The following is a 26,119-nucleotide window of genomic DNA, read 5'->3' as shown; positions in this document are numbered from 1 at the left end:
TTATTTTTCCTACTCATTGTTATCGTCTCCCGGACTGATTATTGTTTTTCATCTGTCCGGTTAAAAAAATTGTAGCAGTCGGCAGCGTTCCAGTGGCTGTATCCCCGGGCCCCGGAGCCGTATAGCAACCTCCAACCAAACTATTACCTCCATCCAAAACAACAATCATCTAACCAACAACCATCACATCCACCACCATTCAAATCAACCAACCGTTCTGTCTGCTTTTTTCCTCTTACATCTATAAAGCATCTATAAAATATCTAACCGATCACAGAAAAAAATTAGGCAATTCCCGAATTAAAATCGTTTTCACTCTATGACATAATTAAGTCAAATAATTCTTCTGGGGGCTTATTATTATGGATAAACTATATGATCAATACGATCGTCTACACGATTACATCAGATTATCGATCACCGATCGATGCAACTTACGCTGTGTTTACTGCATGCCCAAAGAAGGATTGCCTTTTTTCCCTACTGACCAAGTTTTGTCTCAAGATGAGATCGTTCAACTGATTCAAAATTTTGCCAATATGGGAATTAGTAAAGTCCGTATTACTGGGGGCGAACCTCTTTTGCGGACTGATGTGGTAGATATTGTTCGTCGGATCAATGATATTGAGGGGATCGATGATATTTCTATTACTACAAATGGCTTGTTTTTAGCAAAAAAAGCCGCAGCTTTGAAGGAAGCTGGGCTTGATCGTCTTAATATTAGTTTGGATACTTTTGATCCTGAACGTTACAAAGAGATTACTCGTGGCGGTAATATTGAGCAAGTTTTGGATGGGATCAAAGTTGCTGCTAAGTTGGGATTTCGGAAGATTAAGCTGAATACTGTTTTGATCAAGGGTCAAAATGATGATGAGATTTTGGAGTTTTTGAATTTTACTAAAGAAAACGATGTTAATGTTCGTTTTATTGAATTTATGCCGATCGGTAATTCTTTGAAGACTTGGAAAAAAGAATACGTGGGCTTGGATAATGTTTTTGATATTTGTAAGGAAAATGGTCTGGAATATACGCCAATTGAATTGCGTGGTAATGGTCCTTCCGACAATTACCAAATTAAAGGATACGTTGGAAGTTTTGGCTTGATCCATCCTATCAGTGCTAAGTTTTGTGAAAACTGCAATCGACTTCGGATCACAGCTGATGGTTATGTGAAAGCTTGTTTGTATTGGAACGAGGAGATCAATATTCGTGAAGCTATTCCGGATGAGAAGAAATTTAGAGCCTTGATCCAAAGATCCTTGGATAATAAGCCACTCAATCATGAAATGGCAATGTCAGAAACGGATCGGATCATTGATAAAGCTCCTACTTGGAGACATATGAGTCAAATCGGAGGGTAATCATGGAAGAAGTTTTAGGTCAAGGTGAAGAATTTTCACCAATTGAAAATGATGTTATGAATTCTTTAGAAGCTGTTATTGATCCGGAGTTAGGGATCGATCTGGTCAATTTGGGCTTGATCTATGACGTTGTGGTCAAAGAAAAAGACTGCCTGATCACAATGACTTTAACAACTATGGGATGCCCCTTGAGCAACTTGTTGGCAGAGCAAATTACTGAAGCTGCTGAATCAGTTGAGGGTATCGAAAATTGTCAGATCAATTTAGTCTGGCAGCCGGCATGGAATCCATCCATGATCAGTCGTTTTGGGAAAATTAGTCTTGGGATCCACGGTTAGCCATTTTCTTTTTCATCGAAAACGAAGTGGCCACTTTTACCTCCCATTTTTTCAACTAGGTGAACGTCATTGATGATCATTCCTCGGTCGATAGCTTTGCACATATCGTAGATCGTTAATAAAGCGGTCTGCACAGCAAGCAAGCCTTCGATCTCAACACCTGTTACGTGCTTAGTTTTGACTTGGGCAGAACAGGTGATGATCGACTCGTTATCATCTTCAAAATGAATGTCGACTCCAGTCAGTGGGATCAAGTGACACATGGGGATCAAGGAACTAGTTTGTTTTGCAGCCATTATTCCGGCGACTTGGGCAACTGCTAACACGTCGCCTTTTTTGATCTTCCCCTCGTGGATCCGTTGCAAAGTTTCCGGATGCATCTTGATCTGACCTGTGGCGATAGCCGTTCTTGAAGTAACTTGTTTATTAGTTACGTCGACCATTTTTGAACGATTTTGATCATTAAAGTGTGTAAGTTTATCCATAATTCAACCGCTTTCTTAGAATTGATGACCCCATTATAACAAAGCAAAAAGGAAGAATAAAAATGTCGAATGAAATTTCAGCTGAACTAGAAACTTTTGCTAACGAACACGGTGAACCTCATTGGTTAGTTAAACGCCGTTTGGACGCTTTGAAAGAAATTGAAAGTGCGCCAGACTTTTTACAAGATGAGCAATTTACGCCGTTGTTACTGCAGGCTCCTAATAAGGTTAAATTGACCAAAGAGCTACTGAACGCTGCAAAAGTCGATGAGGACTCGGTTGGGGTCTATCAGATCGGGCAGTCGACTTTGGAGAATACTTTGGATGAAGACGATGAAGATAATGGTGTGATCTTGACGGATATTTTCACAGCTTTTCGCCAACATCCTCGTTTAGTTGAAGGTTACTTTTTGAAAAAGCTTTTACCTCAGGCTCAAGATAAAAATAGTGCTGCACATATGGCTTTGTTGAATAGTGGATTATTTTTATACGTGCCTAAAAATTATGAATTGAAAGATACGGTTTATTTGAATATGCTTCAAGACAGCATTAACGACCAACCTTTAGTCACGCATTTGTTTATCTACGCTGACGAAGGTAGCAGTGTTAAGGTCGTTCAACGCTTGAAGACGATCGGGGAGCAAACGGATCCGCTTGATTTGATCGTTGAAACTTTGGCTCGACCGAAGAGTTCGGTTCAATTGACCGCCATTGAGTCATTAGGCCCAAAGACACCGGCAACGATCAGAAGGCACACTCAAGCTTCACGGGATGCCAAAGTTTTGCTCAATATCGTTTCAAAAAACCAAGGCTCGACGATGGAACAAATAGTTGCCAAGCAAGCTCATAAAACTGCTAAAATTAACATTACGTTCAATGGTTTGCAAACTCAGTCAGAACAAATTTACAATTTGGAAACTACGCTTGATTATAAGGATCTCGCCCAAAATAATATTGTTCAGACAATTGATGGTGAAGAGCTTAAAAACGTTAGAGCTCGAATTAATACTGTTCAAAAAGATGAGGTTCAGAATTATGCTTCTGAGCTTGTATCTGGGAAAGGGGAGATCGTTCAAGGTGTTACCGATGGAAAAAATGTAAATCGGACAGACATTTTAGGCGATAAGATGTTAAATGATTTGTTTTTAGAACGGGTTAATGAGTATCAGAAGGAAGATACTTATCAAGATGTTTTGGATGGTTTGGAATAGTTTAACTTAAAAGGAGTGATCAGGTTTTGTTCTGATCACTCCTTTTGGGGTTTGGATTTGGATTGTAAATGCTGATAAAAGTTGGTATTTAATGGTGCTTGATATTTTTGATTACTAAACTTGCGGTGGATTGGATAGTACTTTTTTTTGTTTATACTAAAGGATATTGAAAAGCGCTCCTAGGAGATAGAATTCCACGGTTTAGAAACTGTCAGCAAGCACAAGATAATAAGAATTAAGATAGTGCTATCCATTTTATCTAGCTAAACTTGCAGCGGTTTGGATAGTGGTTTTCTGTTTTATCCGGAAGGATGTTGAAACGAGCTCCGCGAGGTAGCGGCCTCCGGTTAACACATATAGTCGCGGCACTGCTTCGCAGCACCTTGTGCGACTATACGCGTTAATCCTCAGCAGCTGACCAACCTCGCTGCGCTCTCTGTGTTTAAATCCTCAGCAGCTGACCGTGCCTCTCCGCTCTCTGTGTTTTAATCCATTACGACTAATGATGAATCTACGCCTGTTTTGATTAATGGTGAGATTGTTGTGTTTGCGCAGAGTACTAATTCGTGCATGGCTCTGGTGCAGATTGTGTATAGTGTGTCGCTGCTTCGGTTGTCAGGGTAATTGGTGGCTGAGACGTTGTGGGCTATGACGGCGTCAAATTCTAAGCCTTTGGCTAAGTAGATCGGCAGGACTATGATGCCTTTTGGTACGGAACGAAAATCGGCGTCAACTAGTGTGACTAATGCTTCGTCGCCGTAGTGAGCGTATACTTGTTCAGCTTGAGCTTGGTTTCTTGTTAAGATTGCGACGGTTTCAAAGCGTTTGTTTAGATCGCGAGCGCAAGCTTTTAAGCCGGCAAAATAATGCTCGTTATCGAAGACTTTGACGGTTGGCTTTTCACCACTTCTGGAAAAAGCTTTGATCTTTTCAGTTTTCGGTAAAAGCTGACTTGCAAAGTTAGTGATTTCGGCGGTTGAACGATAACTCTGATTCAACGTGATGGTTGTTAGGTGCTTTTTACCGAAAAGTTCTGATACTTCGGTGACTAAATCTTTTTGGCGGTAGGAGCTAGTCAATACATCTTGAGAACGATCGCCTAATAAGGTCATTTTGGCCATTGGGAAGGCGTGTTCGATGTATTTGAGTTGGGCCATGGTGTAATCTTGGACTTCATCAATGAAGATATGCTGGATCGACGAATTGATCCCTGAGTCTGTAATGTAGTCGCGAAGATACAAGATGGCAACTGAGTCGCTTAAGCTTAACTTATGAGCTTCGACGTTGTGGTCGATCGACTCGATCATGGTTTCCCAGATCTTTTGGTCGACGATATTTTGTTTTAAGTGACTGAGTAAGAATAAATATTCTTTGTATGGATCAAAGAAATAATTATTAATCAAGGCATTGTAAATTGGCGCATAGCGATCTTTTAAAAATTCTTCGGCGATGATCGATCGTTGGTTAGTCGATTCTTCGATCTTGTGATCGGTAATGATTTGTTGGAAATCTTCGTCGGATAGGTTATCGATCTCAGCTTGGACCCAATCATCATCACGGTCTTCGTGAATACGTTTTTGCAGCTTTTTGATCAAGGCATTCTTTGTCTTTAAAAAGCGGTCAGGTATGCTGTAGGCCTTGTTTTGAGATTGATATATTTTAGAAATTTCATCTTTGGTAAAGAAAGGACGTCCTTCAAAAATGATATCTTCAAAATAAAGTAGATGGTCTTTGTGCTCATTTTCTAATTTTTCCAAATCATTCAAGAAGTCGGCACTTTCTTTATAAAGTCGAATGTCGACCATATCTTGAGGGAGATTGCGTTCGTCTTTTTCGTAACGATCGAATAAGGTCTCAACTTGGATACCGGTCAGACGCAGTGATATGAATTCGTTAAGAGTAACTTGGCGCATGTTTCGTTCACCTAAACTAGGTAGGACTTCAGAAATGTAATTACTGAAGAGCTTGTTAGGCGAAAACAAGATAATTTGATCAGCGTTCAAACTTGATCGACTATGATATAGCAAAAAGGCGACTCGCTGTAAGATAGCTGAAGTTTTACCTGAGCCAGCAACCCCTTGAACTAACAAGACATCTGAGTGGACGTCACGAATGATGGTATTTTGTTCATGCTGGATCGTGGCCACGATATTCTTCAAATATTCATCGCTATATTCTGACAAAACAGATTGGAGAATATCATCGCCCACGGTCTCGTTTGTGTCGAACATGTTCTTGATTTGATTGTTGACGATTTGAAATTGGCGCTTTCGTTTCAAGTCAACTTCCGCAGTTCCTGTAGGAGTTGGGTAGCTAACTTTTCCAAGAGTTCCATTGTAATAGATCCCGGATATCGGTGCTCGCCAGTCATAGATCAAAAAGTCGCCGTCATCATTTTGCAAAGTTGAAGTACCAATGTATAAGGTATCCTTCTCGCCATCTTCAACGATGTCGATCCGACCAAAGTATGGCGAACCTTTTAGGTTATCTAATTTTTGCAGATTACCTTTTAAAATATTCTCATTTTCAACGGCTAAATAGACTAATTGCTTTTGTTGTTGAACGGAAGCGTTGGTTTCCATTTTGTCATCAACTTCAAAAGTATTAACCTTGGTATTTTCACCGTAGTTGCGCTCGATATTTCCCGTTTCGGAGTGAGCTTTAGCTAAGTCATTTGTGACTTTTTCAATTTTATCGTCGATAATATTAGCTACTTTATCGACGCGTAATTGTTCCTGTTCCTTGCTGTCTTTTGTGGTCATAAATTTACCTCGAATTGACAATCTTCTTTAAATTCCTTATGATTATATCGAAATTAAAGTACATTAAATCATGGTCATTTTTGAGTACTAATTCAAGTAAGTTGAATCAGAGAGTAGTTTCTAGTCTGGAAAAACTACCGACCTTGGATCAGGAAATGGATAATGGGTGGTCACCTTATAACCTTAAGTGGTAGAAATTAATTCTACAAAACAGGTGGTACCACGTAGAAGCGTCCTATTGATAATACAATAGGGCGCTTTTTTTGATGATGTACGAGGAGGAATAATTATGGCAACAAATACAATTTTAACCGGTGATAGACCTACAGGAAAACTACATATTGGACATTATCTCGGCTCATTGAAGAACCGAGTTCAACTACAAAATGAAGGCAAGTACAAAATGTTTATTATGATTGCCGACATGCAAGCTTTAACTGATAATGCTAGAAATCCGGAAAAGGTAAGAAATAGTTTGATCCAAGTAGCATTAGACTACCTATCAGTTGGGATCGACCCTGCTAAAACTAACATTTTAGTACAATCACAGATCCCGGCTTTAAATGAATTAACTATGTACTATTTGGATTTAGTTTCTGTTTCACGTTTGGAAAGAAATCCAACAGTTAAATCAGAGATCCAACAAAAGCAATTCGGTCAAAGTATCCCAGCTGGCTTTTTAACATACCCAGTCAGCCAAGCAGCCGACATTACGGCATTTAAAGCTGATACAGTGCCCGTTGGTGATGATCAAGAACCAATGATCGAACAATGCCGCGAGATCGTTAGAACATTCAATAGAACTTATGACAGGGATGTTTTAGTCGAACCAGAAGGAGTCTTTCCACCAAAAGGCCAAGGAAGACTGCCCGGAATCGATGGGAATGCCAAGATGAGTAAGTCACTGGGTAACTGCATCTACTTATCAGATACAGCCGACGAAGTTACTAAGAAAGTCATGTCAATGTATACAGACCCAGATCACGTGCACGTAGAAGATCCAGGTAAGATCGAAGGGAACACGGTCTTTACATACTTAGACGCATTTGCTGAAGACAAAGCCAAGGTTGAAGAATTGAAACAACAATATCAAGCCGGCGGTTTAGGTGATGTCAAAGTAAAACGTTACTTAAACGATGTTCTTCAAGCGATCCTCGAACCGATCAGAAATAGAAGAGCTGAATATGAAAAAGATATTCCTGCAGTCTATGAAATGCTAGAAAATGGCAGTCAAAAGGCAAATGAAGTAGCTAATCAAACATTAAAAGAAGTTAGAGACGCTATTGGCGTTAACTACTTTGACAAGAAGTAATTATATACAAAAAATGACGATCAAATCCGTTTGAGGATTGACCGTCATTTTTTTTACAGGTGTCTAAGTCTGTTTTTTTTGAAACGAGTTACATTTGATAAGCAATAAGACCACCACCCCAAACCCAAAAAGAGAAGATACGACCAACTTAGGTTATGAGGGGTGGAGGGAATTCGACCGTCAGCCATGAAATAGTGGAACGTATGTGCTAACGCACTTGCGCAACTGGTTCTTGGTGGTGGCTTTGCCACCGACATTAAGGAAGCCGCGGTCGTAATTCCCGGAACCCCTCAGAATCGGCAATAAACCACTATCTAAATACCTTCTCCCACAAAGAAAACAGTTTCATAAACATAACTCTTGATTTTCTCAACAATAAGCCTTAATATCATCTCTGGCTCTATAAAATGAAATAATTTTTATTTGGAGATAATATTTTGGATTATACAATATTAACAGGATTTTCAGTTCGTTATTTAATGACTAAAAAGCGCACCCTCAACTCGATCTTAAAAGAACAAGATCTTAACCCAGTTGACGGTGTTTTAATGGTATTTATCGGTAATCATCCCGGCTTTAGTCAAGAAAAGATCGGTGAAGTTACATTGTTTGATGGAGCAAGCATTGCTCGCTCTCTCAAACGACTGGAGCAAGCGGAATTTGCTACCAGAAAAGTTCATCCGACTAATCATCGCAAGAAGCTAGTCCAACTAACTCCTAAAGGTGAGGAATTCTTGGCGCTGATAAAAAAAGCCGACAAGGAAGTAACTGATAAGCTTTTTGATAATATTTCAGCGACTGATCAAAAAAAGCTCGATAATATTTTGCACCGTGTGTTTGATAATTTTGATGAACTAAATATCCAAAATAAGTAAGGGTAATTTAAATAATTGAGAAGAGGTAATTGCTATCGTGAATAGTAAACAACATTTAGATATCAATGGGAAACCCTTCAACCGTAATCTAATGGTTCTTGTTTTGTTAGTCGGTACTTTCTGTACTGTGCTAAACGGAACTATTTTGACTACAGCCTTTCCTACATTAATGAGTACATTTAATGTCTCAACTTCAGCTGTTCAATGGCTAACAACCGGATTTTTGATGGTCAACGGTATCATGATCCCCGTTACAGCTTGGTTAAGTACTAATTACAGTACAAAATCATTATATTTGTTCGCCATGTCGACTTTCTTAGTCGGAACGATTTTGGCTTTCATTGCACCTAACTTTGCGACGATCTTGATCGGTCGTCTCGTCCAAGCGGTCGGTGTTGGTATTACAATGCCACTAATGCAGTTGGTCATGCTATCAATATTCCCAGCTAACCAACGTGGTACTGCCATGGGACTTGGTGGTTTAGTAATTGGGTTGGCTCCAGCTATTGGACCAACTTTGTCAGGATTCATCATCGACCATTATTCATGGCGTGATCTTTTCGGAATGATCATTCCGATCGTCATCTTTGTTTTGATCTTTGCAATGTTCTTCATGCGTCCTGTTATCAAAACGAGAAAAACTAAACTAGATATTCCTTCATTATTGCTTTCAACCTTAGGATTCGGTGCTTTACTTTACGGATTCTCATCTGTTGGTGATGAAGGCTGGGGTTCACCGATCGTTTTAAGTACCATCATTGGTGGTTTACTTTTGATCATCTGGTTTGGTCATCATCAACTACACATGGATACGCCTTTCTTGGAATTACGTGTCTTTGGAGTTAAAAAATTCAGTATCGCTGCAGCTCTTTCATCAACTGTAAATATGGCTATGATTGGTGTCGAAATGATCTTGCCACTATATCTACAAATTGTTAAAGGGATGTCAGCTTTCCATTCAGGATTAACACTACTTCCTGGTGCTTTCTTGATCGGTATTATGTCACCGATCACTGGACGTGCTTTTGATAAGTTCGGTCCAAAAGACTTGGCTCGTATGGGTATGTTCTTATTGACTGCCGGTACGATCCCATTCTTGTTCTTGACTAAATCTACGCCAACGCTTGATATCGTTATTCTTTACGCTATTCGGATGTTTGGTATTTCTATGGTCTTGATGCCTGTTACCACAGATGGTATGAATGCATTACCATTCGACTTGATGAGTCACGGTACTGCGGTAAATAATACGGTTAGACAAGTATTTAGTTCAATGGGTACTGCTATCTTGGTCAGTGTGTTAACTAATGTTACGAACACAGTTAAACCAGGTAAAGCAATGCTTCATGAAGCACCACTTAAATATCAAGATAATTATTTAAGTGCTACTTTGACTGGTTATCATGCTGCCTTCATGGTCGCAATTTTGTTCTGTGTGATCGCTTTTGGAATCACATTTATGGTTAAAGATGGTGCCAAATCTAAGTCAGTTGATACAACTAATAAAGTTGAAAAAGCTGCAGCAGAAAAGGCGGGTGAATAATTATGATTCAAATCACAATACTTATTTCTGCAGGAATTGCATATTTCTTTGCGGTCTTCTTAAAGAACAAGCGTGTTGGTTATTCACTTATGTCAGTTTTTATCGCTTTATTCCTCATTTCGATCGGCTTGCTGGTCGGTAATGAGTATGGACACTTTGGAATGGAGAAAGTTACGACGAATAAAAACATCGCCATTCAAACTGTTAAAAAAGGTTCTAATTTGTTGCTTTATAAGAAATTAGGTACTGGTAGTGAGAAAGTTTACGTTTACCGGACTCCGGATACGGCTAAGGCTAAGAAACCTAATACTACTAAGGCCGATATCAATGTTTCTAATAAGGTAAAACAAGGTAACTTTGATAATGCTAAGATCAGACAAAAGACTACTCGTTGGGAGTATAAGAATGGTTTTTATTCTTTCTTGTTTAATTTGTCTGGTAATGGTCATGAGTTTGTTAAGCAGTCTAATACTTTTGAGATCGGATCTGATTGGATGGTCTTGAGTACTACTCAGGCTAATAAGCTTGATAAGTTGCTGAAGGATAAGGATGTTCAGGCTCAGATGAAGTCTGAAGGGACTGAGTATGTTGAGTCGGCTGTTGCTAAGAAGATGGCTGAGGATCCTTCTATGAGTGAGACTGAGCGGGCTGATGTTGTTAAGCAAGCTCAGGCTGAGTATCAGGCTTCTGCTGTTAAGAAGTTGGTTGGTAATTTGAAATAGTGTTTTTGCTTCGATTCTTTTGGGATCGGAGCATTTTTGTATATAGATGTAAGAGAGCTGTGGCAGACAGAAGCGTTTTATTTTGCTGGTGGTCTGTTAGTTTGTTTGGTGGTGGGGTGTGGAGGTAGTTGTTTTTTGCTACGTTCAATGCCGACTCCGGGGCCCGGGGATACAGACGCTGGAACGTGGTGGGCACATTTTGAACCAATCGAGCAAAGGGCGCTCGCTTGTTTCAAAACTGCACCTTTCTCTAGGTTCCTTCGTCACCAAGAGAAATTTCACCACTGAGGTCTGTATCCCCGGGCCCCTCCGTCTAGATGGAGACATAATCCCCCTTGGATTGAGATTTACCGATTTATTTTGATCAAGTTGGCACTGTTTGCGCGTCCTATTTCTCACATGTCTATTTCAGGCTTCATCTATTCTGGTGGGAGTAAGATCTTCCTTTTCTTGTTAAGGTATATACTCTGTTTTGAATACTGACTCTTTTCTCGGTTCGCGGGACTTTGCTCTGCTCATTCTTGTTTCCTGACTTACATTGCTGTTGCTTTCTTCTTTTCTTGGTTGCTTAGATAAGGTTAAATACCTTTTTTCTTCTTTTACTTTCGTTTCTTGCTCGCGCACTCGTTCCTCGTGCTCTTGCCTTGTTCTTTTATTTTGGTGTGTTGATTTTTCGGTATTTTTTCTCTGGCTCTTGTGTCGTTTCCTCCACACCCGCGGTGTTAGTGTATAAAAAAACGGTGCTCAAACTTTTTTGTTTGGAGCACCGCTTCTGTTTATTTTTTTGAAGGATTTTTTTTCACCGATTTTCGGTGATGTAATGGTATATATTTTTATTTTTGAAGGATTGTATTTTTGGATTTTATGACAGAACTGAAAATTTGATACATTGTTGTTTCTAATTTACTTTGAGGTCGACGTTTCCTAAGCCGTTGTCAAAGCTGGCACGCCATGTGCCTTTTTCTAGTGATGGTGGTAGGACGAATGTTCCTGATGATACTCTTTGATCTTTTAGCAATTGCTTGCCTTGTTCGTCTAGTTTATTTACTAGCCATTGCAAGGATTTTAGTGGATTGCCTAGTACTTCTGATGATTTGCCGGACTTTAGTTCTTTGTCGTTGTGGTAAAGTGTGGCATTTACTCTTTCTAAGGCTTCTACGTCTTGGAATTTGTTGGTGTCGAATTCTTCGCCGTAGACTACTAGGCCACTGACTGCTCCGTCTGACATTACCATGTATTTGGAGAGGCTTGGGAACCAGTCTTTGAATCTGGAATCGGGTACTTCTAGGGCTGGAGCTACGGTTGTTTTGTTCATTAGGTCTTCTAGGGTGTCGTTTGGTGTTAAGTCTTCTTTGGCTCTAAAGCACATTTCTACTTCTACCAAAGGTTCCATTAAGTCGTCTAGGTTGACTGTGGCCGGGGCTCTTAAAAAACGGTCTTGCATTTCGGCTCCGTATAGAGGTTCGGTTGAGTCGAACATGTCTTGGGTTTCTTTGCTGGTTAGGGATACTTTGTAGCCGCCTACTTTTCCTGGTTTTAGTCTGGTGAATTGATCTTGGACTTGATAGGCTTCTTTTTCGTTGGTTGCGTTGTTGCTCCAATCTGCTTCTGTTAGTGGTTTGCGGTTGCTCAACGCTGTTGATAGGGCGTTGGCGAAGGCCTTTTGGTTATTTGTTAGAGTTGTTTTGTTTTCGGTTACGGTTGTATTTTGTGTCATGAGTGATTCCTCCATAGAATTTGTTTAATTTTTTAATCTGAATCTGACTGTCGTTTTTAATGCCACTAATATTGCTTTCCATAGGGAACCACCTCACTTTGTTTTGATTTTTTAATTTAATAAAAAAACGCCCAATGATGACTATGACTTAGTCATCAAAGGACGTTTTGCGCGTGTTACCACCTTTTATTTATAACATCATTGCTAATGTTACCTTGAACAAACTGTTGCCAATTTGTCGGCACGTTAATGGGTGCAACCAGCGACTTCTACTTGAGTGGACTCTTTTGAATCGCAACTGGCAGGGGATTGAGTTTGACGTTTGGTTATTGTCTCGCATCGACCGACAACTTTCTGAAACTACTAGGTCAACTCGTTTCCTGCTGAACGTTTTTTATTAAATTAATGATTGCTTGTAATTTAGTCCTAAATTTGGCAGTTGTCAAGCATTAAATTAAAAAAATATTAGAAAATCTAATTTTAAATTGTACCTTCTTTTCTGGCTATTAGTAGTAAAAAAAGCTAAAATTTTGTTAATATAATTTTTTTATTGTGGGGTGAAATATTGGATAATGTGATTGAGATTAAACGTTTGAATTATTCGGTAGATGGTCAGGACATCCTTAAGAATATCAATTTGGACATTCCCAGAGGGACTTATTTAACTTTTCAAGGTCCTTCAGGTTCGGGTAAGAGTACTTTGATGCGGATCATTGCTTCGATGATTACTGCTACTTCTGGGGAAGTTTTGTTCAACGGTCAACATTTGAGTAGTTATGAACCGACGCTTTATCGACAGAAGGTTTCTTATGCCTTTCAACAGCCAACTTTATTTGGTAAAACGGTCCGTGAGAATTTGGAGTTTCCATTTTTGGTCCGGGACAAGGAATTTGATCAGTCGTTAGTGACGAAGTATTTAGAGATGGTCAATTTGGATGAGTCTTATATCGATAAGAGTGTAAACGATGTTTCTGGTGGTGAAAAGCAACGGATCGCTTTGTTGCGTAATTTGATTTTTCCGCCAGAGGTATTGATCACCGATGAGGTTACAACGGGATTAGATGCTGATAATAAGGCTATCGTGCATGATTTGATCGACCGTTTTAATGAGAAACGTGGCGTTACGGTTTTGCGGGTGACTCATGATGAATCCGAGATCGATGCATCAAGTCACACTGTTACGATCGAAAGTGGGGAGATTAAAAATGTCTGATTTAACAGTTTCTAATACAACTTTAGTTTTAGCTTTTATTTTGGTTATTTTGGCGTTAGGGATCGGCTATAAAGAGAAACTGAATTTTAACAAGGATATTATCGTTGGTGTGATCCGAGCTATTATTCAATTGTCGATCGTTGGTTATATTTTGAAGTTCGTTATCAAGGCTGATGATATTTGGTTGACGTTAGCTTGTTTTGCCATTATCGTCATTAATGCTGGTTGGAATGCTGGAAAACGTGGCAAAGGTATCCCTAAAGCTATTCCGATTTCACTTTTTGCGATTGCTGTGGATACTGTTTTGACGGTTACGATCTTAGTCTTGACTGGATCGATCAAATTTATCCCAGCACAGATCGTGCCATTTACGGGAATGGTTGCTAGTAATATCATGGTGGCTATCGGGTTGTGCTATCGCAATATGAAGCAAACATTCGCTGATCGTCACCAACAAGTTTTGGAGAAATTAGCTTTGGGTGCAGATATTAAATTAGCCTCGTCAGATATTTTACGCGAAAGTATCAAGAGTGGCGTGCAACCAACTGTTGATTCGATCAAGACGATGGGATTAGTTAGTTTGCCAGGAATGATGTCCGGTTTGATCTTTGCGGGAGTCGATCCTGTCAAAGCCATTAAATACCAAATTATGATTTGTTTTATGTTATTAGGAAGTACTAGTTTGGGTTCAATTATCGCGTGCTACCTAGCTTACAAGCAGTTTTATAATGAACAAAAACAACTTAATGATGAACTATTTTCTTAACTTTACTAAAAATAGCCTACTATGTGGGCTATTTTTTTTATATAATTGTCCTTAATAGGATGTGATGTAATGTGAAGTTAGCAGTCATTGAAATTGGATCTAACTCCATTAGAACATCAGTTTATCGCTCTTCAAAAAAGAATCGATTTAAGACACTTGACCGTTGGCGAGAGCCAGTCAGATTAGGTAAATCGATCGCTCAAAGTCGACTTTTGACAAATGAACAAATAGAAGAAACAATTGATGTTCTAAAAGAATTTCAAAATAGAATTGAAAAATACGAAGTAGATCGAATCAGTTTGATTGCTACTGCAGCTGTTCGACTGGCCAAGAATCAATCACAATTGATTTTTGCAGTCTTGAAGGAAACTGGCCTCAGACTTGAGGTCATCGATGAGAAAGAAGAAGCATATTACGATTACGTAGCGGTCCGCAACACCATGCGCATCAAAGATGCTTTAATAGTCGACGTTGGTGGCGGTAGTAGTGAAATTAGTCTCGCTAAAAAGGGACGTTTGAAACAAGGATTAAGTATTCCGATCGGGGCCATTTCGATCTCCGATGTTTATTTAACGAGTGATCCTATCAAAGATAGCGAGATCACCAAGGCGCGTAAGGCGATCAATGAACACCTCGACAGTTTGACCTGGATGAAGTCACCAGCTACATTCGTAGGTCTTGGTGGGACAATGAGAGCTTTAGCAAGTATTTTAAATCGTGAAGGAAAACGGAAGAAGACGCTTCATAATTCAGTGATCTCTTGTCAACAAGTTGATCAATTATTTGAACGCCTTTTGCACGTTAATAATGATGAGAGAAGTCAGATCAAGGAACTCAGTGATGGCCGTTTTGAGGTCATTCTTGGCGGTATTTTGATCTTGTCAGAAATTATTAAAAAAACCCCCTCTAAGGAAATTCGTTTCTCGAATTTTGGCGTTAGAGAAGGTTATGTTTTTAATTATTTTTATAAAGCTGCTAGAAATAAGGATTAAGCACGGCTAGGGATGATCATTTTGGCTTGACCTAAAATATGACCATTCATTTTATGAAGTAGTTCATTCATCCAAAATCCCTGTGCAATATCTAGTTCAGTGTCTAAAGCATAAGCCTTTAAGACATAATCGTGCGTTTGATCAGGTGGATAAGGGCCGTTGTAGCCGACCATCAAATCAGGATCGTTATTGTTTAAAAGTGGGCTAGCTGAACTATTTTTTCCTTGAACGACAGCACCTGAGTCACCATGACTGAAGTTTTCTGGTAGACTTAATTGTGAAACGGGAATATTAGCAGCCGTCCAGTGGATCCATTCGAAACCACAAACTGGGATCGAATCAGGATCAGTGAACGTGAATGCTAACGACTTCGTACCGTCAGGAATTTCGGAAAATTCAACAGGGAAACTAATTATTGGTTTCCCGTTTTTAATTTGATCACCTGTGGCGTATTTACCATACTTATCAGGCAGTAAATTATTGGTAAGTGATACGTTAACTTTCATAGGGATCTCCTTTGTAAATAGATTTGAGAGGTAATAAAATGGAACGAATAAATATTAATGATTTATCTGATAATATTGTAAAACAAATCAAGCAAATTGAACAAACTAGTGACAAGAAAGTTGAAGTATATAGCGACTTTGAAGAGCAAAGTATTTTAACTTTAGATCAAGCTAGCCATACGAGTGATGAAGATACCATCAAGGTCGAGATCACCAATGAGAAATTTGCCAACTTCGTCTTGTTGCACGAACTCTACCATATTCAATTGGAGATTTCGGATCAACCTAAGATCTACACTGCCGTAACCAGTGGTCAAAATGATCTCGACGGTCGGGTCCTTTCCACAGCAAATTCTATTTTTGAAACGCTTGAACATTCGAAGATCATCGAAAAACAACTTGAAGATGGAAGCTTCGATGCTGCGACTAAAGAAGCATATTTAGCTGGGATCGAGAAGACATTGAACCCTAGCGTACAGATCGATGCTGCCAACATGACTTTCTTTAGAGCTTTGATCTTGTTTGATGCTGTTATTTTCGGAAAGAAACGTGGCGATGCCGAATGGAAACACAATTATACTGATGCTTTCCGTTTTGTCGATAAGGCCGTTAACATTGCTGATAAGAATGATCTAACTGTTCCTTTCCAATTCCGGAGAGCGTTAGTTAATATATTGGACGCATATAACGATTTGATCATTTCCAGTGGTTACGAAAGTATGAACTACCACGAATTTCTATCGATCACACCAATAGTTTCCAAGCATCAACTGCGCTTGAGCTTGAATCAAGTTTATCAGATCAAACATTCAGGATTTAAGATGCGCGACACTCGAGAAGACGCTTTCCCATTGATTGCGATCAATGATGGTCAAAGTGTTGCAGCATTAGGATTTGACGTCAATAAAGTCAACCCTGAATTTTATAAAGAATTTTACCAACAATCAGTGGAAGAGACTTTTGAAGCCAACAATATCGATTACTTAATTAGATAGGGGATGGATTTCATGACAGAGAAGATTGAAGAATTAAAGGAACTAATTGACAAGGCACATTACATCGCATTTTTAACCGGTGCGGGCGTTTCGACACCATCAGGTATTCCGGATTATCGTTCTAAGAACGGTCTTTATAAGAAAGAGAAATATGATTTTCCTCCAGAATACATGTTGAGCCACGACAATTTGATCAAGCACCCTGACATTTTTCATGAATTTGTCGTTGAAAATATGTATTTCCCAGAAGCTGAGCCCAACGTTATCCATAAGAAAATGGCTCAGATCAGTAATGATAAAGGCATCATCGTGACGCAAAATGTTGATAAATTGCACACCAAAGCTGGGGCTAAACATGTTGTTGAGTTTCACGGCAACTTATACGACAATATTCATTGCTTAAAGTGTGGCAAAGAATTTGATTACAAGCGTTACATCAAAGACTATCGTCATCATGAAGATGACGGGATCATTCGTCCTGGTACAACGGTTTTGTATGGTGAAGGGATTGATCCTAATAATTTGCAAAATGCGATCACCGCTGTTTCTGACGCTGACTTGATCATTGTGGTCGGAACGAGTTTTAAGGTTTATCCATTTGCTGGACTATTAGAATATAGAAGTCCTAGTGCCAAATTAGTAGCGATCAATAAAGAGAATCTAGGACTAGATTCTTCGATCCTAGCGATCACCGATGACGCCGCAAATGTTTTTGACCAACTTTAAAGAATTAACATTTAAAAATGATATAATTGAAATCAATTTGATTAGTGGAGGCTCTCTACATGACTAATGGAGACAAACAAACGTTTTACATCACGACGCCAATTTATTACCCATCCGGTAAATTAACAATTGGTAACTCATATACAACTATCGCTGCCGATACATTGGCACGATACAAGCGTGCTGAAGGATACGACGTATTTTTCTTAACAGGTACCGACGAACACGGTTTGAAGATCGAGGAAAAAGCCGAAGCCAACCACATGAAACCTCAAGAATATGTGGATATGATGGCAGCAAAGATCAAAGATCTTTGGAAATTACTTGAGATCTCAAATGACAAATTTATTCGAACAACTGACGATTATCACGTTAAAGCAGTTCAAAATATTGTTGAACGTCTGATCAAGCAAGGAGACGTTTATTTAGGTGAATACACTGGTTGGTATTCAGTCGACGATGAAGAGTATTTTACAGAATCACAATTGGCAGAGGTATATCGCGATAAAGATGGCAAGGTCATCGGTGGTAAAGCTCCATCTGGTCATGAAGTGCAATTAGTTAAAGAACCTTCATACTTTTTCAAAATGGGTAAATATGCTGATAGATTGTTGAAGTATTATGAAGACAATCCAACATTCATTGAACCTGAGATCCGTAAGAACGAAATGATCAATAACTTCATTAAACCAGGACTTGAAGACTTGGCTATGTCCAGAACTTCATTTAACTGGGGTGTTCCTATCCCTGATGATCCAAAACACGTTGTTTACGTTTGGGTCGATGCTTTATTGAACTATATCACTGCTCTAGGATATGGTACTGATGATGATGCATTGTTCAAACGTTACTGGCCAGCTAATGTTCAGTTCGTTGGTAAAGAAATCGTTAGATTCCATACGATTTATTGGCCAATCATCTTGATGGCTCTAGGTATCGATTTACCTAAGCAAGTATTTGGACACGGTTGGTTATTGATGAAAGACGGTAAGATGTCTAAATCTAAAGGTAACGTCGTCTATCCTGAAATGTTAGTTGAACGTTATGGTCTTGATTCATTACGTTATTACTTAATGCGTGCCATGCCATTCGGTAATGATGGTGTCTTCACTCCGGAAGATTACGTCGATAAGATCAACTATGACTTAGCTAATGATCTAGGAAACTTGTTGAATAGAACTATTTCCATGGTCAACAAATATGAAGGTGGCAAAGTTACGACAGTTGAGAATGTAACTGACTTTGATCAATCATTGATCGATGCTTCCAAAGAAGCCATCAAAGAATATCGTCAACACATGGACAAATTCGAATTCCCAGAAGCTTTAGCTAGCGTTTGGTCATTTATTAGTCGTGCTAACAAGTACATCGATGAAACGAAACCATGGGTTTTAGCTAAAGATCCTGAAGCTAAGACAGAGCTTGCTGCCGTACTAGGTCATTTAGTTGAATCATTGCGCTTGATTGCTTTGATGATCAGCCCAGTCATGACACAATCACCTAAGAAGATCTTTGCCCAATTAGGCTTAGATATTGATAAGGACACTAAATTAGAGTTTGGCGATACTTCTGTTGGTACAACTGTAACTAGTGATCCTAAACCGATCTTCCCACGTCTTGATGCTGATGAAGAAGTTGCTTATATCAAAGGCAAAATGGCAGAAGAACAAGCTAAGAACGGCAATGGTAAATTGAGTAAGTCTGCTCAAGCTAAGGCCAAGGAACAAAAAGACAACGATGATGGTTTTCCAAAAGAGATCGAATTCGACGATTTTGCGAAAGTGAAAATGGTCGTAACGGAAGTTCTTGATGTTAAACCAGTTGAAAATTCTGACAAATTGTTACAATTCAAGCTTGATGATGGTACCGGTATCGACCGTCAGATTCTTTCAGGGATGCACAAATACTATCCTGATTATAAGGAATTGATCGGTAAGAAGATTTTGGCCGTAGTTAACTTGAAGCCTCGGAAGATGGTCGGCGAATGGAGCAACGGCATGTTACTATCCACGGAAAAAGGTGACGAAGTTAAACTTGCCATCGTTGACAATTCACACAAAAATGGAGCTATCTTAGGATAATGAAAATTTTTGATTCGCACACGCATTTAAATGATGAAGCTTTTCAAGGTAAGACTAAAGAGTACATCGCTAACGCCAAGGAACTCGACGTTGATGAAATGGCTATTATCGGTTCGAATGAGGAATTCAATATCGAAGCGATCCGATTAGCCCAAAACTTTGAACCTCTACACGCAGTCGTGGGGTGGCATCCAGAGTTTGCCAAGGAGTACAACGAGGAGCAATTGGTCAATCAGATCAAATTGCCTGAAGTAGTGGCAATCGGTGAGATCGGTCTGGACTATCATTGGGAAGAAGATCCAGCTCCTGAGATTCAAAAAGCTACTTTGATCAAACAACTAGATGTGGCCCAACAATACGACATGCCAGTCTCGATCCATTGTCGTGATGCCTTTGACGATATGTATCAGATCTTAAAAGATCATGATATGTCTAAAAGTGGCATCATCATGCACAGCTTTAATGGCGATATTAACTGGTTGAACAAATTTTTGGATTTAGGTTTGCAAATCTCTTATAGTGGAGTAGTATCATTTAAAAATGCTCCGGAAGTTCATGAATCAGCGATCAATACACCACTTGATCGTTTGCTTGTTGAAACAGATGCACCATATTTAACACCAGAACCTTATCGTGGTCATCAAAATCAACCAGCTTACACAAGGTATGTGGTCGATGCGATCGCTAAACTGAAAGATATCTCGCCGAATGAAGTTGCGGAACATACATTTAATAATGCGAGAAAAGTGTACAAACTAAATTAATATGAAGAAAATACAAGAAATAATCGTAGTCGAAGGAAAATCAGATACTAGTCGTTTACGCGACTGTCTCGGGGATGTCGATACGATTGAAACTAATGGCTCGGCGTTGAGTGGAGAGACGAAAGATCGTATCAAAGTGGCTCAAGATAAACGCGGAGTCATTATTTTTACTGACCCAGATTTCAATGGCAATCGTTTACGAACAATCATCCAACAAGTCGTGCCAGCTGCCAAGCAAGCTTTTTTACCTAGAGCTTCTGCTGTTCCTAAGAAAAGCGATGGCAGTTTAGGTATCGAACATGCTAGCGATGCTGATATTAAGAAAGCACTTGAGTCAGTCTACTCGATGAATGACATTAATTTTCAAAAATATGACCAAGGCGACATGGTTGATTTGAGATTGATCGGTGACGTTGACTCTAAGATACGCCGCGAGTACGTCGGCCAGCAATTGAAAATAGGCTATACTAATGCAAAGCAATTTCTGAACCGCTTGAACATGTTTCAAATCGATCCGTTAGTATTACGTCAAGTTGTAAATAATTTTGATAAAGGAAAATCCAATGACACAAAATAGATTAAGCATTTCTGATCCGATCCGGACCAATGACATCATGCGTAAATATAAGCTCCGTGCGAAGAAGAGCTTGGGACAGAACTTTTTAACTAGCGAGAAGGTCCTTGATGACATCGTTGATGCTAGTCAACTGCAACCAGACGAGATCGCTATTGAGATCGGACCTGGTATCGGTGCCTTGACTGAAAAATTAGCCCAAGTAGCAGAGCACGTTTATGCGTTTGAAATCGATGAAAATCTTATTCCCGTGTTGCACGATACTTTGAGTTATTACGATAATATTGACGTTATCAATCAAGATATTTTAGACGTTGATCTCGATAAGTTCGTCAAGGATCATGACTTAGAAGGTAAGACGATCAAGGTTGTAGCCAACTTGCCGTACTACATAACGACACCGATCATGCTCAATCTGATCAATAGTGATTATCCATTCAAAGCATTAGTCCTAATGATGCAAAAAGAAGTTGCACAAAGGATCACAGCTAAACCCGGTCATCGTGAATACGGCTCCTTGACCATCGGCGTGCAAACACGAATGGCAACTAGGATCGACCGGATCGTTGGCAAGAACTCTTTCATTCCACGGCCAAAAGTTGATTCAGCCGTTGTCGTATTGGAAAGATTGGACCACGAAAACGAAGGGATCACAGATTTAAAATACTTCAACAAATTGATCCGCTCTGCGTTTGCCCAAAAGCGTAAGAGCTTGATGAATAATTTGTTGAACTGGCAAGGTCGTAATGACGATACACGTGCCAAATTGAAGCAAGTATTTACTGACTGTGGCATCGAAGACAACGCTCGAGCAGAGCAACTATCGATCGAACAGTTCAAGAAAATGGCCACAGAATTACAAGCAACTTTCAAAAAATAAAAAACGTTTACAAATTTGTAACATTCTTGAAAAAAAGTCATAAACGTGATATAATTTCATGCCTAAGGAGTGATTATTATATGCCAACGTCATTACAAACAATCAAGTCAAACTTGGACCAACATCTAGGGGAAAACTTGACGGTAGTTGCACAAGCGGGACGTAAGAAAGTTATTCGTCGTCGAGGAACGTTATCAGAAACATTCCATTCAGTATTTGTAGTCAACTTAGACCAAAATGAGAACTCATTCGAACGAGTATCATACAGCTATGCTGACCTATTAACAAAGTCGATCGACATCACATTCGACAGTGATGTAGAAGACGCAAACGAGGAAGAAGCAGACGCCGAATAGTTGAGCTTCTTAGCAAAAACCACATCAAATGATGTGGTTTTTTATTTTGCGGTGAAATGAGCTCCAGGCGACAGCGGCCTCTGCTCTCTTATTTTGTCTTACCACTTAACGACTAAAGCAGCTGCAGTCACAATTTCTAAAACTATCTAGCAACCGGAAATGATCCTCCTGAAAAACTCAAAACACGAATTAAAACCACTAAAAAAACTAGAAAAAGCTTGAAATCATTAATGAAAAAGCGGAAAATGAGTGAATTGTTGGGAAAAATACTTTATAATTTTATGCATGATATGTTTTTAGGAGAATGAGCTATGAAAACACGAAGAAGTGAACGATTAATAGATATGACGCGTTACTTGTTAGAGAGACCCCACACACTGATTTCTTTAGCATTTTTTGCTGACCGCTATGAATCGGCCAAGTCATCGATCTCAGAAGACTTAGGTATCTTACGTAGGACCTTTATGATCCGTGGAACAGGTGTACTTGAGACATTACCGGGCGCCGGCGGTGGAGTGATCTTTACTCCAGGTATTTCTAAGAAAGAGGCTGTTGAATTTATTGACAACGTCAAACAACGCCTTACTGAACCAGACCGGATCTTGCCAGGCGGCTATGTTTATTTAACTGACTTATTAGCTGAGCCAAGTTTGTTGAGAACTATCGGTCGGATGATCGCGACTCAATATTCACAAAGTTCGATCGATGTAGTCATGACTGTCGCTACCAAGGGGATCCCGATCGCCCAGAGTGTGGCAAGCTTTTTAAACATTCCGTTCGTTATCGTTCGTCGTGATTCAAAGATCACCGAAGGATCAACGATCAGTGTTAACTATGCTTCTGGTTCATCAGATCGTATTGAAAAGATGGAACTTTCCAAGCGTTCATTGGCAGAAGGTTCACGAGTATTAGTAGTCGATGATTTCATGAAGGGCGGCGGAACTATTAATGGTATGCGCAGCTTGATCAATGAATTTAATGCTATTTTTGTTGGTGTAACAGTATTTGCGGAAAATGCTTTGATCGATCCAGAAATTCGCGATTCTGATGTTACGTCGATTTTTAAAGTCAAAGACATCGATCAAGAAAACAAAATTATTAATATCATTAATGGTGATTATTTAGATAAGACTGATTTCAGTTACTTCGAGTAAAAGTAGATTGAGGCATTGCCTCTAAAAATGCTATTATATATATATATTTGTCTGACTGAAAGGAAGTTTCCAATGTCTAATCGCTATGTAATAATCCTAGCTGCTGGTATGGGTACAAGAATGAAGTCAAAACTTTATAAAGTACTTCAACCAGTTGCCGGAAAGGCTATGGTCGACCATGTCGTTACACAAGTAGAAAAGGTCAAACCAGACTTGATCGAAACTGTTATCGGAAATGGGGCTGAGAAAGTTAAAGAACTTCTCGGTGACCGTACTAAATATGCTTTACAAGAAGAACAATTAGGTACAGCACACGCTGTACTCCAAGCTGAGAAAGATCTTGGTGGCAAAGAAGGTATGACGCTTGTTGTTAGTGGAGATACACCTTTGTTGACTGCAGATACTTTCCAAAAGATGTTCGACTACCATGAAGAACAAAATGCTGCTGTTACTATCTTGACAGCCCATGCTGACGACCCATTTAGTTATGGAAGAATTATTCGTGATCAAAAGGGTAACGTTTCTAAAGTGGTTGAACAAAAGGATGCAACAGATGAAGAACGAGCTATTCAAGAAGTAAACACTGGTGTTTATTGTTTTGATAACGAAATGCTCTTTGAAAATTTGCACTCTGTTAACAACGATAATGCTCAAGGTGAATACTACTTACCAGATGTAGTTTCGATTTTGAAATCGCAAGGTGAAAAGATCGTTGCCTATCAGATGGACGATTTAAGTGAATCGATCGGCGTTAATGATCGTGTTGCTTTGTCACAAGCCGAGAAGTTAATGCAAAAGCGTATTAATGAAGCACATATGCGCGATGGCGTAACGATCGTTGACCCAGAGAATACTTATATCGACGTTGATGTTCAAATCGGCAACGATACTACGATCGAACCTAACGTGAAAATTTTTGGTAATACTAAAATTGGCTCAGACTGTCTGATCGGTCTAGGTTCACGCTTGAATAATGCTACGATCGAAGACGGTGTGACGGTTATTAGTTCAACCATCGAAGATGCTATTATGCGTCAAGGCAGCAATATCGGACCTAACTCACATCTACGTCCAAAAGCTGATATTGGTAAAGAAGTACACATTGGTAATTTCTGTGAAGTTAAGAATGCTACGATCGGTGATCGTACTAAGGTCGGTCATTTGTCATACGTTGGTGATGCTACACTAGGTACTGACATTAATGTTGGCTGTGGAGTTGTCTTCGTTAATTATGATGGTGTTAAAAAATTCCACAGTAACATTGGAGATCATTCCTTCATTGGCTCAAATTCGAATATCGTGGCCCCAGTCGATATGGCAGATCATTCATTCATTGCTGCTGGATCAACGGTCAACAAAGATATTCCAAAGCACGCTATGGCGATCGCACGTCCTAGACAAACCAATAAAGAAGATTATTGGGACAAACTACCACTATCAAAAAGTGAAGAATGGAAATAAAAGGTGAGAGATTAATGGCATATAAAGATAATGAACGTCCGCTCAAAATTTTTGCTTTAAATTCAAACAAACCTTTAGCAGAAAAGATTGCTAAAGAAGTTGGTATTCCTTTAGGAAAATCATCCGTTACACGTTTTAGTGATGGTGAAATTCAAATCAACATCGAAGAGAGTATTCGTGGATCAGATGTTTTCTTGATTCAATCAACATCAGCACCAGTTAACGATAACTTGATGGAACTTTTGATCATGGTTGATGCGCTCAAACGTGCTTCAGCTCATTTCATCAGTGTAGTTATTCCTTACTATGGTTATGCTAGACAAGATCGTAAATCAAGATCACGTGAACCTATTACAGCTAAGTTAGTAGCTAATATGCTACAACGTGCTGGGGTCAATCGTGTTCTTGCGCTAGACTTGCATGCTGCACAGATCCAAGGATTTTTCGACATCCCAGTTGACCATTTGATGGGTGCTCCATTATTGGCTGACTATTTCTTGTCAAACCATCTTGAAGAAGATGCTGTTGTAGTCTCACCAGACCACGGTGGTGTTACACGTGCTAGAAAATTGGCCGAATTCTTGAAATCGCCAATCGCTATTATCGACAAGCGACGTCCACGTGCTAACGTTGCTGAAGTTATGAATATCATTGGTAATGTTAAAGGTAAACGTGCCATTATTATTGATGATATGATCGATACAGCCGGAACAATTACTTTAGCCTCACAAGCATTGATCGATGCCGGTGCTACTGAAGTTTATGCTAGTTGTACCCATCCAATTCTTTCTGGTCCTGCTATCGAAAGAATTGAAGCTTCACCAATTAAGAAGTTGATCGTTACTGACTCGATCAATCTTCCTCAAGAGAAGGTTATCGATCGTATGGTCCAAGTTTCGGTTGGTCCACTTATCGGTGATGCTATTCAACGTATTCATAATAATGAACCGGTTAGTCCATTGTTTACTAATCGTTTTCAAAGAAGTAATAAGAAGTAGAGTTTAAGCTTTGAGGTCTTTTTGATCTTAAAGCTTTTTTTGTTTGGAGTTTTTTTTGAGGTTATAGGTTGGGGGGAGGTTCATTGCCGGTCCTGTGGGGGTTCCAGGGATTGCGCCGTGGAACGCCATGGACGCCACTTTGAGCTATCCGAAGAAAACCGCTTCGGACATCTCAAAGCTGGGTCTTTCACTAAGCGGTAAACCGGTTCTTGTTGTACTTTGGTTAGCCATCAAGAAATTCATCAAGATTTAGGTTGCCTGTTGATTCCAAAAAGACTAGTCTACACTTTTTAAAAAAGTTGATAAAATTAGTCCTTCCGTATACAA

Annotated in this window: 26 protein-coding genes; 21 read left to right on the top strand and 5 right to left on the bottom strand. The window is 39.4% G+C overall.

Annotated elements, in window-relative coordinates:
* The first annotated feature begins 362 nt into the window (after positions 1-362).
* Together moaA and EKM78_RS08615 are read left to right on the top strand one after the other, a co-directional pair.
* The gene (moaA, locus tag EKM78_RS08620) at positions 363-1,361 is read left to right on the top strand and encodes a GTP 3',8-cyclase MoaA (RefSeq protein ID WP_125771345.1); all 999 of its coding nucleotides are present in this window, start codon (positions 363-365) and stop codon (positions 1,359-1,361) included.
* A gap of 2 nt (positions 1,362-1,363) precedes the next feature.
* Positions 1,364-1,699 (top strand): metal-sulfur cluster assembly factor, encoded by a 336-nt coding sequence (locus tag EKM78_RS08615; protein ID WP_125771343.1) that lies wholly within the window; start codon positions 1,364-1,366, stop codon positions 1,697-1,699.
* On the opposite strand, the gene moaC is transcribed toward EKM78_RS08615, so the two are convergent.
* Positions 1,696-2,187: a cyclic pyranopterin monophosphate synthase MoaC gene (moaC, locus tag EKM78_RS08610; protein ID WP_125771341.1), complete on the bottom strand. Its 492-nt coding sequence runs from the start codon at positions 2,185-2,187 to the stop codon at positions 1,696-1,698. The genes EKM78_RS08615 and moaC overlap by 4 nt on opposite strands.
* Before the next feature lie 59 nt (positions 2,188-2,246).
* Here moaC and EKM78_RS08605 point away from each other — a divergent pair, with 59 nt between their 5' ends.
* Positions 2,247-3,395 carry a SufD family Fe-S cluster assembly protein gene (locus EKM78_RS08605; RefSeq protein WP_125771339.1) on the top strand — a complete coding sequence of 383 codons (1,149 nt, stop codon included), beginning with the start codon at positions 2,247-2,249 and terminating at the stop codon, positions 3,393-3,395.
* Between the two features lie 485 nt (positions 3,396-3,880).
* Here the strand turns inward: EKM78_RS08605 and helD are convergent, their stop codons facing one another.
* Positions 3,881-6,157 (bottom strand): RNA polymerase recycling motor HelD, encoded by a 2,277-nt coding sequence (gene helD, locus EKM78_RS08600; protein WP_125771337.1) that lies wholly within the window; start codon positions 6,155-6,157, stop codon positions 3,881-3,883.
* A 289-nt stretch (positions 6,158-6,446) separates the two neighbouring features.
* Between helD and trpS the strand changes: the two genes are divergently transcribed.
* From trpS to EKM78_RS12715, 5 genes are all read left to right on the top strand, one after another.
* On the top strand, positions 6,447-7,469 hold the full coding sequence (gene trpS / locus EKM78_RS08595; protein WP_125771335.1) for a tryptophan--tRNA ligase: 1,023 nt from the start codon (positions 6,447-6,449) through the stop codon (positions 7,467-7,469).
* 437 nt (positions 7,470-7,906) lie between these two features.
* A complete protein-coding gene (locus tag EKM78_RS08590; protein WP_125771333.1) occupies positions 7,907-8,344 on the top strand; it encodes a MarR family winged helix-turn-helix transcriptional regulator in 438 nt (145 codons plus the stop codon).
* A gap of 91 nt (positions 8,345-8,435) precedes the next feature.
* A complete protein-coding gene (locus EKM78_RS08585) occupies positions 8,436-9,887 on the top strand; it encodes an MDR family MFS transporter (protein ID WP_125771347.1) in 1,452 nt (483 codons plus the stop codon).
* Between the two features lie 2 nt (positions 9,888-9,889).
* Positions 9,890-10,609: a DUF4811 domain-containing protein gene (locus tag EKM78_RS08580; RefSeq protein ID WP_125771331.1), complete on the top strand. Its 720-nt coding sequence runs from the start codon at positions 9,890-9,892 to the stop codon at positions 10,607-10,609.
* Between the two features lie 135 nt (positions 10,610-10,744).
* Positions 10,745-10,897, top strand: a complete 153-nt coding sequence (locus EKM78_RS12715; RefSeq protein WP_164507268.1) for a hypothetical protein — start codon at positions 10,745-10,747, stop codon at positions 10,895-10,897.
* Between the two features lie 165 nt (positions 10,898-11,062).
* On the opposite strand, the gene EKM78_RS12710 is transcribed toward EKM78_RS12715, so the two are convergent.
* Both EKM78_RS12710 and EKM78_RS08575 read right to left on the bottom strand, forming a co-directional pair.
* Positions 11,063-11,233: a hypothetical protein gene (locus tag EKM78_RS12710; RefSeq protein WP_164507267.1), complete on the bottom strand. Its 171-nt coding sequence runs from the start codon at positions 11,231-11,233 to the stop codon at positions 11,063-11,065.
* A 274-nt stretch (positions 11,234-11,507) separates the two neighbouring features.
* Positions 11,508-12,326 carry a 2-keto-4-pentenoate hydratase gene (locus EKM78_RS08575; RefSeq protein ID WP_125771329.1) on the bottom strand — a complete coding sequence of 273 codons (819 nt, stop codon included), beginning with the start codon at positions 12,324-12,326 and terminating at the stop codon, positions 11,508-11,510.
* Between the two features lie 565 nt (positions 12,327-12,891).
* On the opposite strand from EKM78_RS08575, the gene EKM78_RS08570 reads away from it, so the two are divergent.
* The 3 genes from EKM78_RS08570 (at position 12,892) to EKM78_RS08560 (ending at position 15,297) form a co-directional block, all read left to right on the top strand.
* The gene (locus EKM78_RS08570; protein WP_125771327.1) at positions 12,892-13,539 is read left to right on the top strand and encodes an ABC transporter ATP-binding protein; all 648 of its coding nucleotides are present in this window, start codon (positions 12,892-12,894) and stop codon (positions 13,537-13,539) included.
* Positions 13,532-14,305, top strand: a complete 774-nt coding sequence (locus tag EKM78_RS08565) for an ABC transporter permease (RefSeq protein WP_125771325.1) — start codon at positions 13,532-13,534, stop codon at positions 14,303-14,305. The genes EKM78_RS08570 and EKM78_RS08565 overlap by 8 nt, the downstream gene beginning before the upstream one ends.
* Positions 14,306-14,376: 71 nt before the next feature.
* Positions 14,377-15,297, top strand: a complete 921-nt coding sequence (locus EKM78_RS08560) for a Ppx/GppA phosphatase family protein (RefSeq protein WP_125771323.1) — start codon at positions 14,377-14,379, stop codon at positions 15,295-15,297.
* On the opposite strand, the gene EKM78_RS08555 is transcribed toward EKM78_RS08560, so the two are convergent.
* Positions 15,294-15,803, bottom strand: coding sequence for a YbhB/YbcL family Raf kinase inhibitor-like protein (locus EKM78_RS08555; protein WP_125771321.1), 510 nt, complete (start codon positions 15,801-15,803; stop codon positions 15,294-15,296). The two genes, EKM78_RS08560 and EKM78_RS08555, sit on opposite strands and share 4 nt — an antisense overlap.
* 38 nt (positions 15,804-15,841) lie before the next feature.
* Between EKM78_RS08555 and EKM78_RS08550 the strand changes: the two genes are divergently transcribed.
* From EKM78_RS08550 to EKM78_RS08505, 10 genes are all read left to right on the top strand, one after another.
* Positions 15,842-16,798 (top strand): hypothetical protein, encoded by a 957-nt coding sequence (locus EKM78_RS08550; RefSeq protein ID WP_125771318.1) that lies wholly within the window; start codon positions 15,842-15,844, stop codon positions 16,796-16,798.
* A 24-nt stretch (positions 16,799-16,822) separates the two neighbouring features.
* On the top strand, positions 16,823-17,524 hold the full coding sequence (locus EKM78_RS08545; protein WP_164507270.1) for an NAD-dependent protein deacylase: 702 nt from the start codon (positions 16,823-16,825) through the stop codon (positions 17,522-17,524).
* A 59-nt stretch (positions 17,525-17,583) separates the two neighbouring features.
* Positions 17,584-19,605: a methionine--tRNA ligase gene (metG, locus tag EKM78_RS08540; RefSeq protein WP_125771314.1), complete on the top strand. Its 2,022-nt coding sequence runs from the start codon at positions 17,584-17,586 to the stop codon at positions 19,603-19,605.
* Positions 19,605-20,369: a TatD family hydrolase gene (locus EKM78_RS08535; protein ID WP_125771312.1), complete on the top strand. Its 765-nt coding sequence runs from the start codon at positions 19,605-19,607 to the stop codon at positions 20,367-20,369. Before metG ends, EKM78_RS08535 begins: the two co-directional genes overlap by 1 nt.
* A 1-nt stretch (position 20,370) precedes the next feature.
* Positions 20,371-20,946: a ribonuclease M5 gene (gene rnmV / locus EKM78_RS08530; RefSeq protein WP_125771310.1), complete on the top strand. Its 576-nt coding sequence runs from the start codon at positions 20,371-20,373 to the stop codon at positions 20,944-20,946.
* Positions 20,933-21,823 (top strand): 16S rRNA (adenine(1518)-N(6)/adenine(1519)-N(6))-dimethyltransferase RsmA, encoded by an 891-nt coding sequence (gene rsmA, locus EKM78_RS08525; protein WP_125771308.1) that lies wholly within the window; start codon positions 20,933-20,935, stop codon positions 21,821-21,823. Before rnmV ends, rsmA begins: the two co-directional genes overlap by 14 nt.
* 80 nt (positions 21,824-21,903) lie before the next feature.
* On the top strand, positions 21,904-22,179 hold the full coding sequence (locus tag EKM78_RS08520; RefSeq protein ID WP_125771306.1) for a Veg family protein: 276 nt from the start codon (positions 21,904-21,906) through the stop codon (positions 22,177-22,179).
* 311 nt (positions 22,180-22,490) lie between these two features.
* Positions 22,491-23,333 carry a pur operon repressor gene (purR, locus tag EKM78_RS08515; protein ID WP_125771304.1) on the top strand — a complete coding sequence of 281 codons (843 nt, stop codon included), beginning with the start codon at positions 22,491-22,493 and terminating at the stop codon, positions 23,331-23,333.
* Positions 23,334-23,405: 72 nt separating this feature from the next.
* Entirely contained in the window at positions 23,406-24,794 is a 1,389-nt protein-coding gene (glmU, locus tag EKM78_RS08510; protein WP_125771302.1) for a bifunctional UDP-N-acetylglucosamine diphosphorylase/glucosamine-1-phosphate N-acetyltransferase GlmU, read from the top strand.
* Between the two features lie 14 nt (positions 24,795-24,808).
* Positions 24,809-25,792 carry a ribose-phosphate diphosphokinase gene (locus EKM78_RS08505; RefSeq protein ID WP_125771300.1) on the top strand — a complete coding sequence of 328 codons (984 nt, stop codon included), beginning with the start codon at positions 24,809-24,811 and terminating at the stop codon, positions 25,790-25,792.
* Positions 25,793-26,119: the final 327 nt, after the last annotated feature.

Origin of the sequence: Companilactobacillus furfuricola, from assembly GCF_003946325.1 — a bacterium.
GTDB classification, from domain to species: domain Bacteria; phylum Bacillota; class Bacilli; order Lactobacillales; family Lactobacillaceae; genus Companilactobacillus; species Companilactobacillus furfuricola.
The sequence above is the reverse complement of the archived record's forward strand: the minus strand, read 5'-3'. Positions and strand labels throughout refer to the sequence as shown.

Excerpts from the sequence above, each read along its gene's own strand:
- EKM78_RS08565 (WP_125771325.1), top strand. The coding sequence starts at position 13,532 with ATGTCTGATTTAACAGTTTCTAATACAACTTTAGTTTTAGCTTTTATT.
- EKM78_RS08520 (WP_125771306.1), top strand. The coding sequence starts at position 21,904 with ATGCCAACGTCATTACAAACAATCAAGTCAAACTTGGACCAACATCTA.
- trpS (WP_125771335.1), top strand. The coding sequence starts at position 6,447 with ATGGCAACAAATACAATTTTAACCGGTGATAGACCTACAGGAAAACTA.
- helD (WP_125771337.1), bottom strand. The coding sequence starts at position 6,157 with ATGACCACAAAAGACAGCAAGGAACAGGAACAATTACGCGTCGATAAA.
- EKM78_RS08555 (WP_125771321.1), bottom strand. The coding sequence starts at position 15,803 with ATGAAAGTTAACGTATCACTTACCAATAATTTACTGCCTGATAAGTAT.
- EKM78_RS08575 (WP_125771329.1), bottom strand. The coding sequence starts at position 12,326 with ATGACACAAAATACAACCGTAACCGAAAACAAAACAACTCTAACAAAT.
- EKM78_RS08505 (WP_125771300.1), top strand. The coding sequence starts at position 24,809 with ATGGCATATAAAGATAATGAACGTCCGCTCAAAATTTTTGCTTTAAAT.
- EKM78_RS08605 (WP_125771339.1), top strand. The coding sequence starts at position 2,247 with ATGTCGAATGAAATTTCAGCTGAACTAGAAACTTTTGCTAACGAACAC.
- EKM78_RS08615 (WP_125771343.1), top strand. The coding sequence starts at position 1,364 with ATGGAAGAAGTTTTAGGTCAAGGTGAAGAATTTTCACCAATTGAAAAT.
- purR (WP_125771304.1), top strand. The coding sequence starts at position 22,491 with ATGAAAACACGAAGAAGTGAACGATTAATAGATATGACGCGTTACTTG.
- EKM78_RS08535 (WP_125771312.1), top strand. The coding sequence starts at position 19,605 with ATGAAAATTTTTGATTCGCACACGCATTTAAATGATGAAGCTTTTCAA.
- metG (WP_125771314.1), top strand. The coding sequence starts at position 17,584 with ATGACTAATGGAGACAAACAAACGTTTTACATCACGACGCCAATTTAT.
- EKM78_RS08550 (WP_125771318.1), top strand. The coding sequence starts at position 15,842 with ATGGAACGAATAAATATTAATGATTTATCTGATAATATTGTAAAACAA.
- rsmA (WP_125771308.1), top strand. The coding sequence starts at position 20,933 with ATGACACAAAATAGATTAAGCATTTCTGATCCGATCCGGACCAATGAC.
- EKM78_RS08580 (WP_125771331.1), top strand. The coding sequence starts at position 9,890 with ATGATTCAAATCACAATACTTATTTCTGCAGGAATTGCATATTTCTTT.
- rnmV (WP_125771310.1), top strand. The coding sequence starts at position 20,371 with ATGAAGAAAATACAAGAAATAATCGTAGTCGAAGGAAAATCAGATACT.
- moaA (WP_125771345.1), top strand. The coding sequence starts at position 363 with ATGGATAAACTATATGATCAATACGATCGTCTACACGATTACATCAGA.
- EKM78_RS08585 (WP_125771347.1), top strand. The coding sequence starts at position 8,436 with ATGGTTCTTGTTTTGTTAGTCGGTACTTTCTGTACTGTGCTAAACGGA.
- glmU (WP_125771302.1), top strand. The coding sequence starts at position 23,406 with ATGTCTAATCGCTATGTAATAATCCTAGCTGCTGGTATGGGTACAAGA.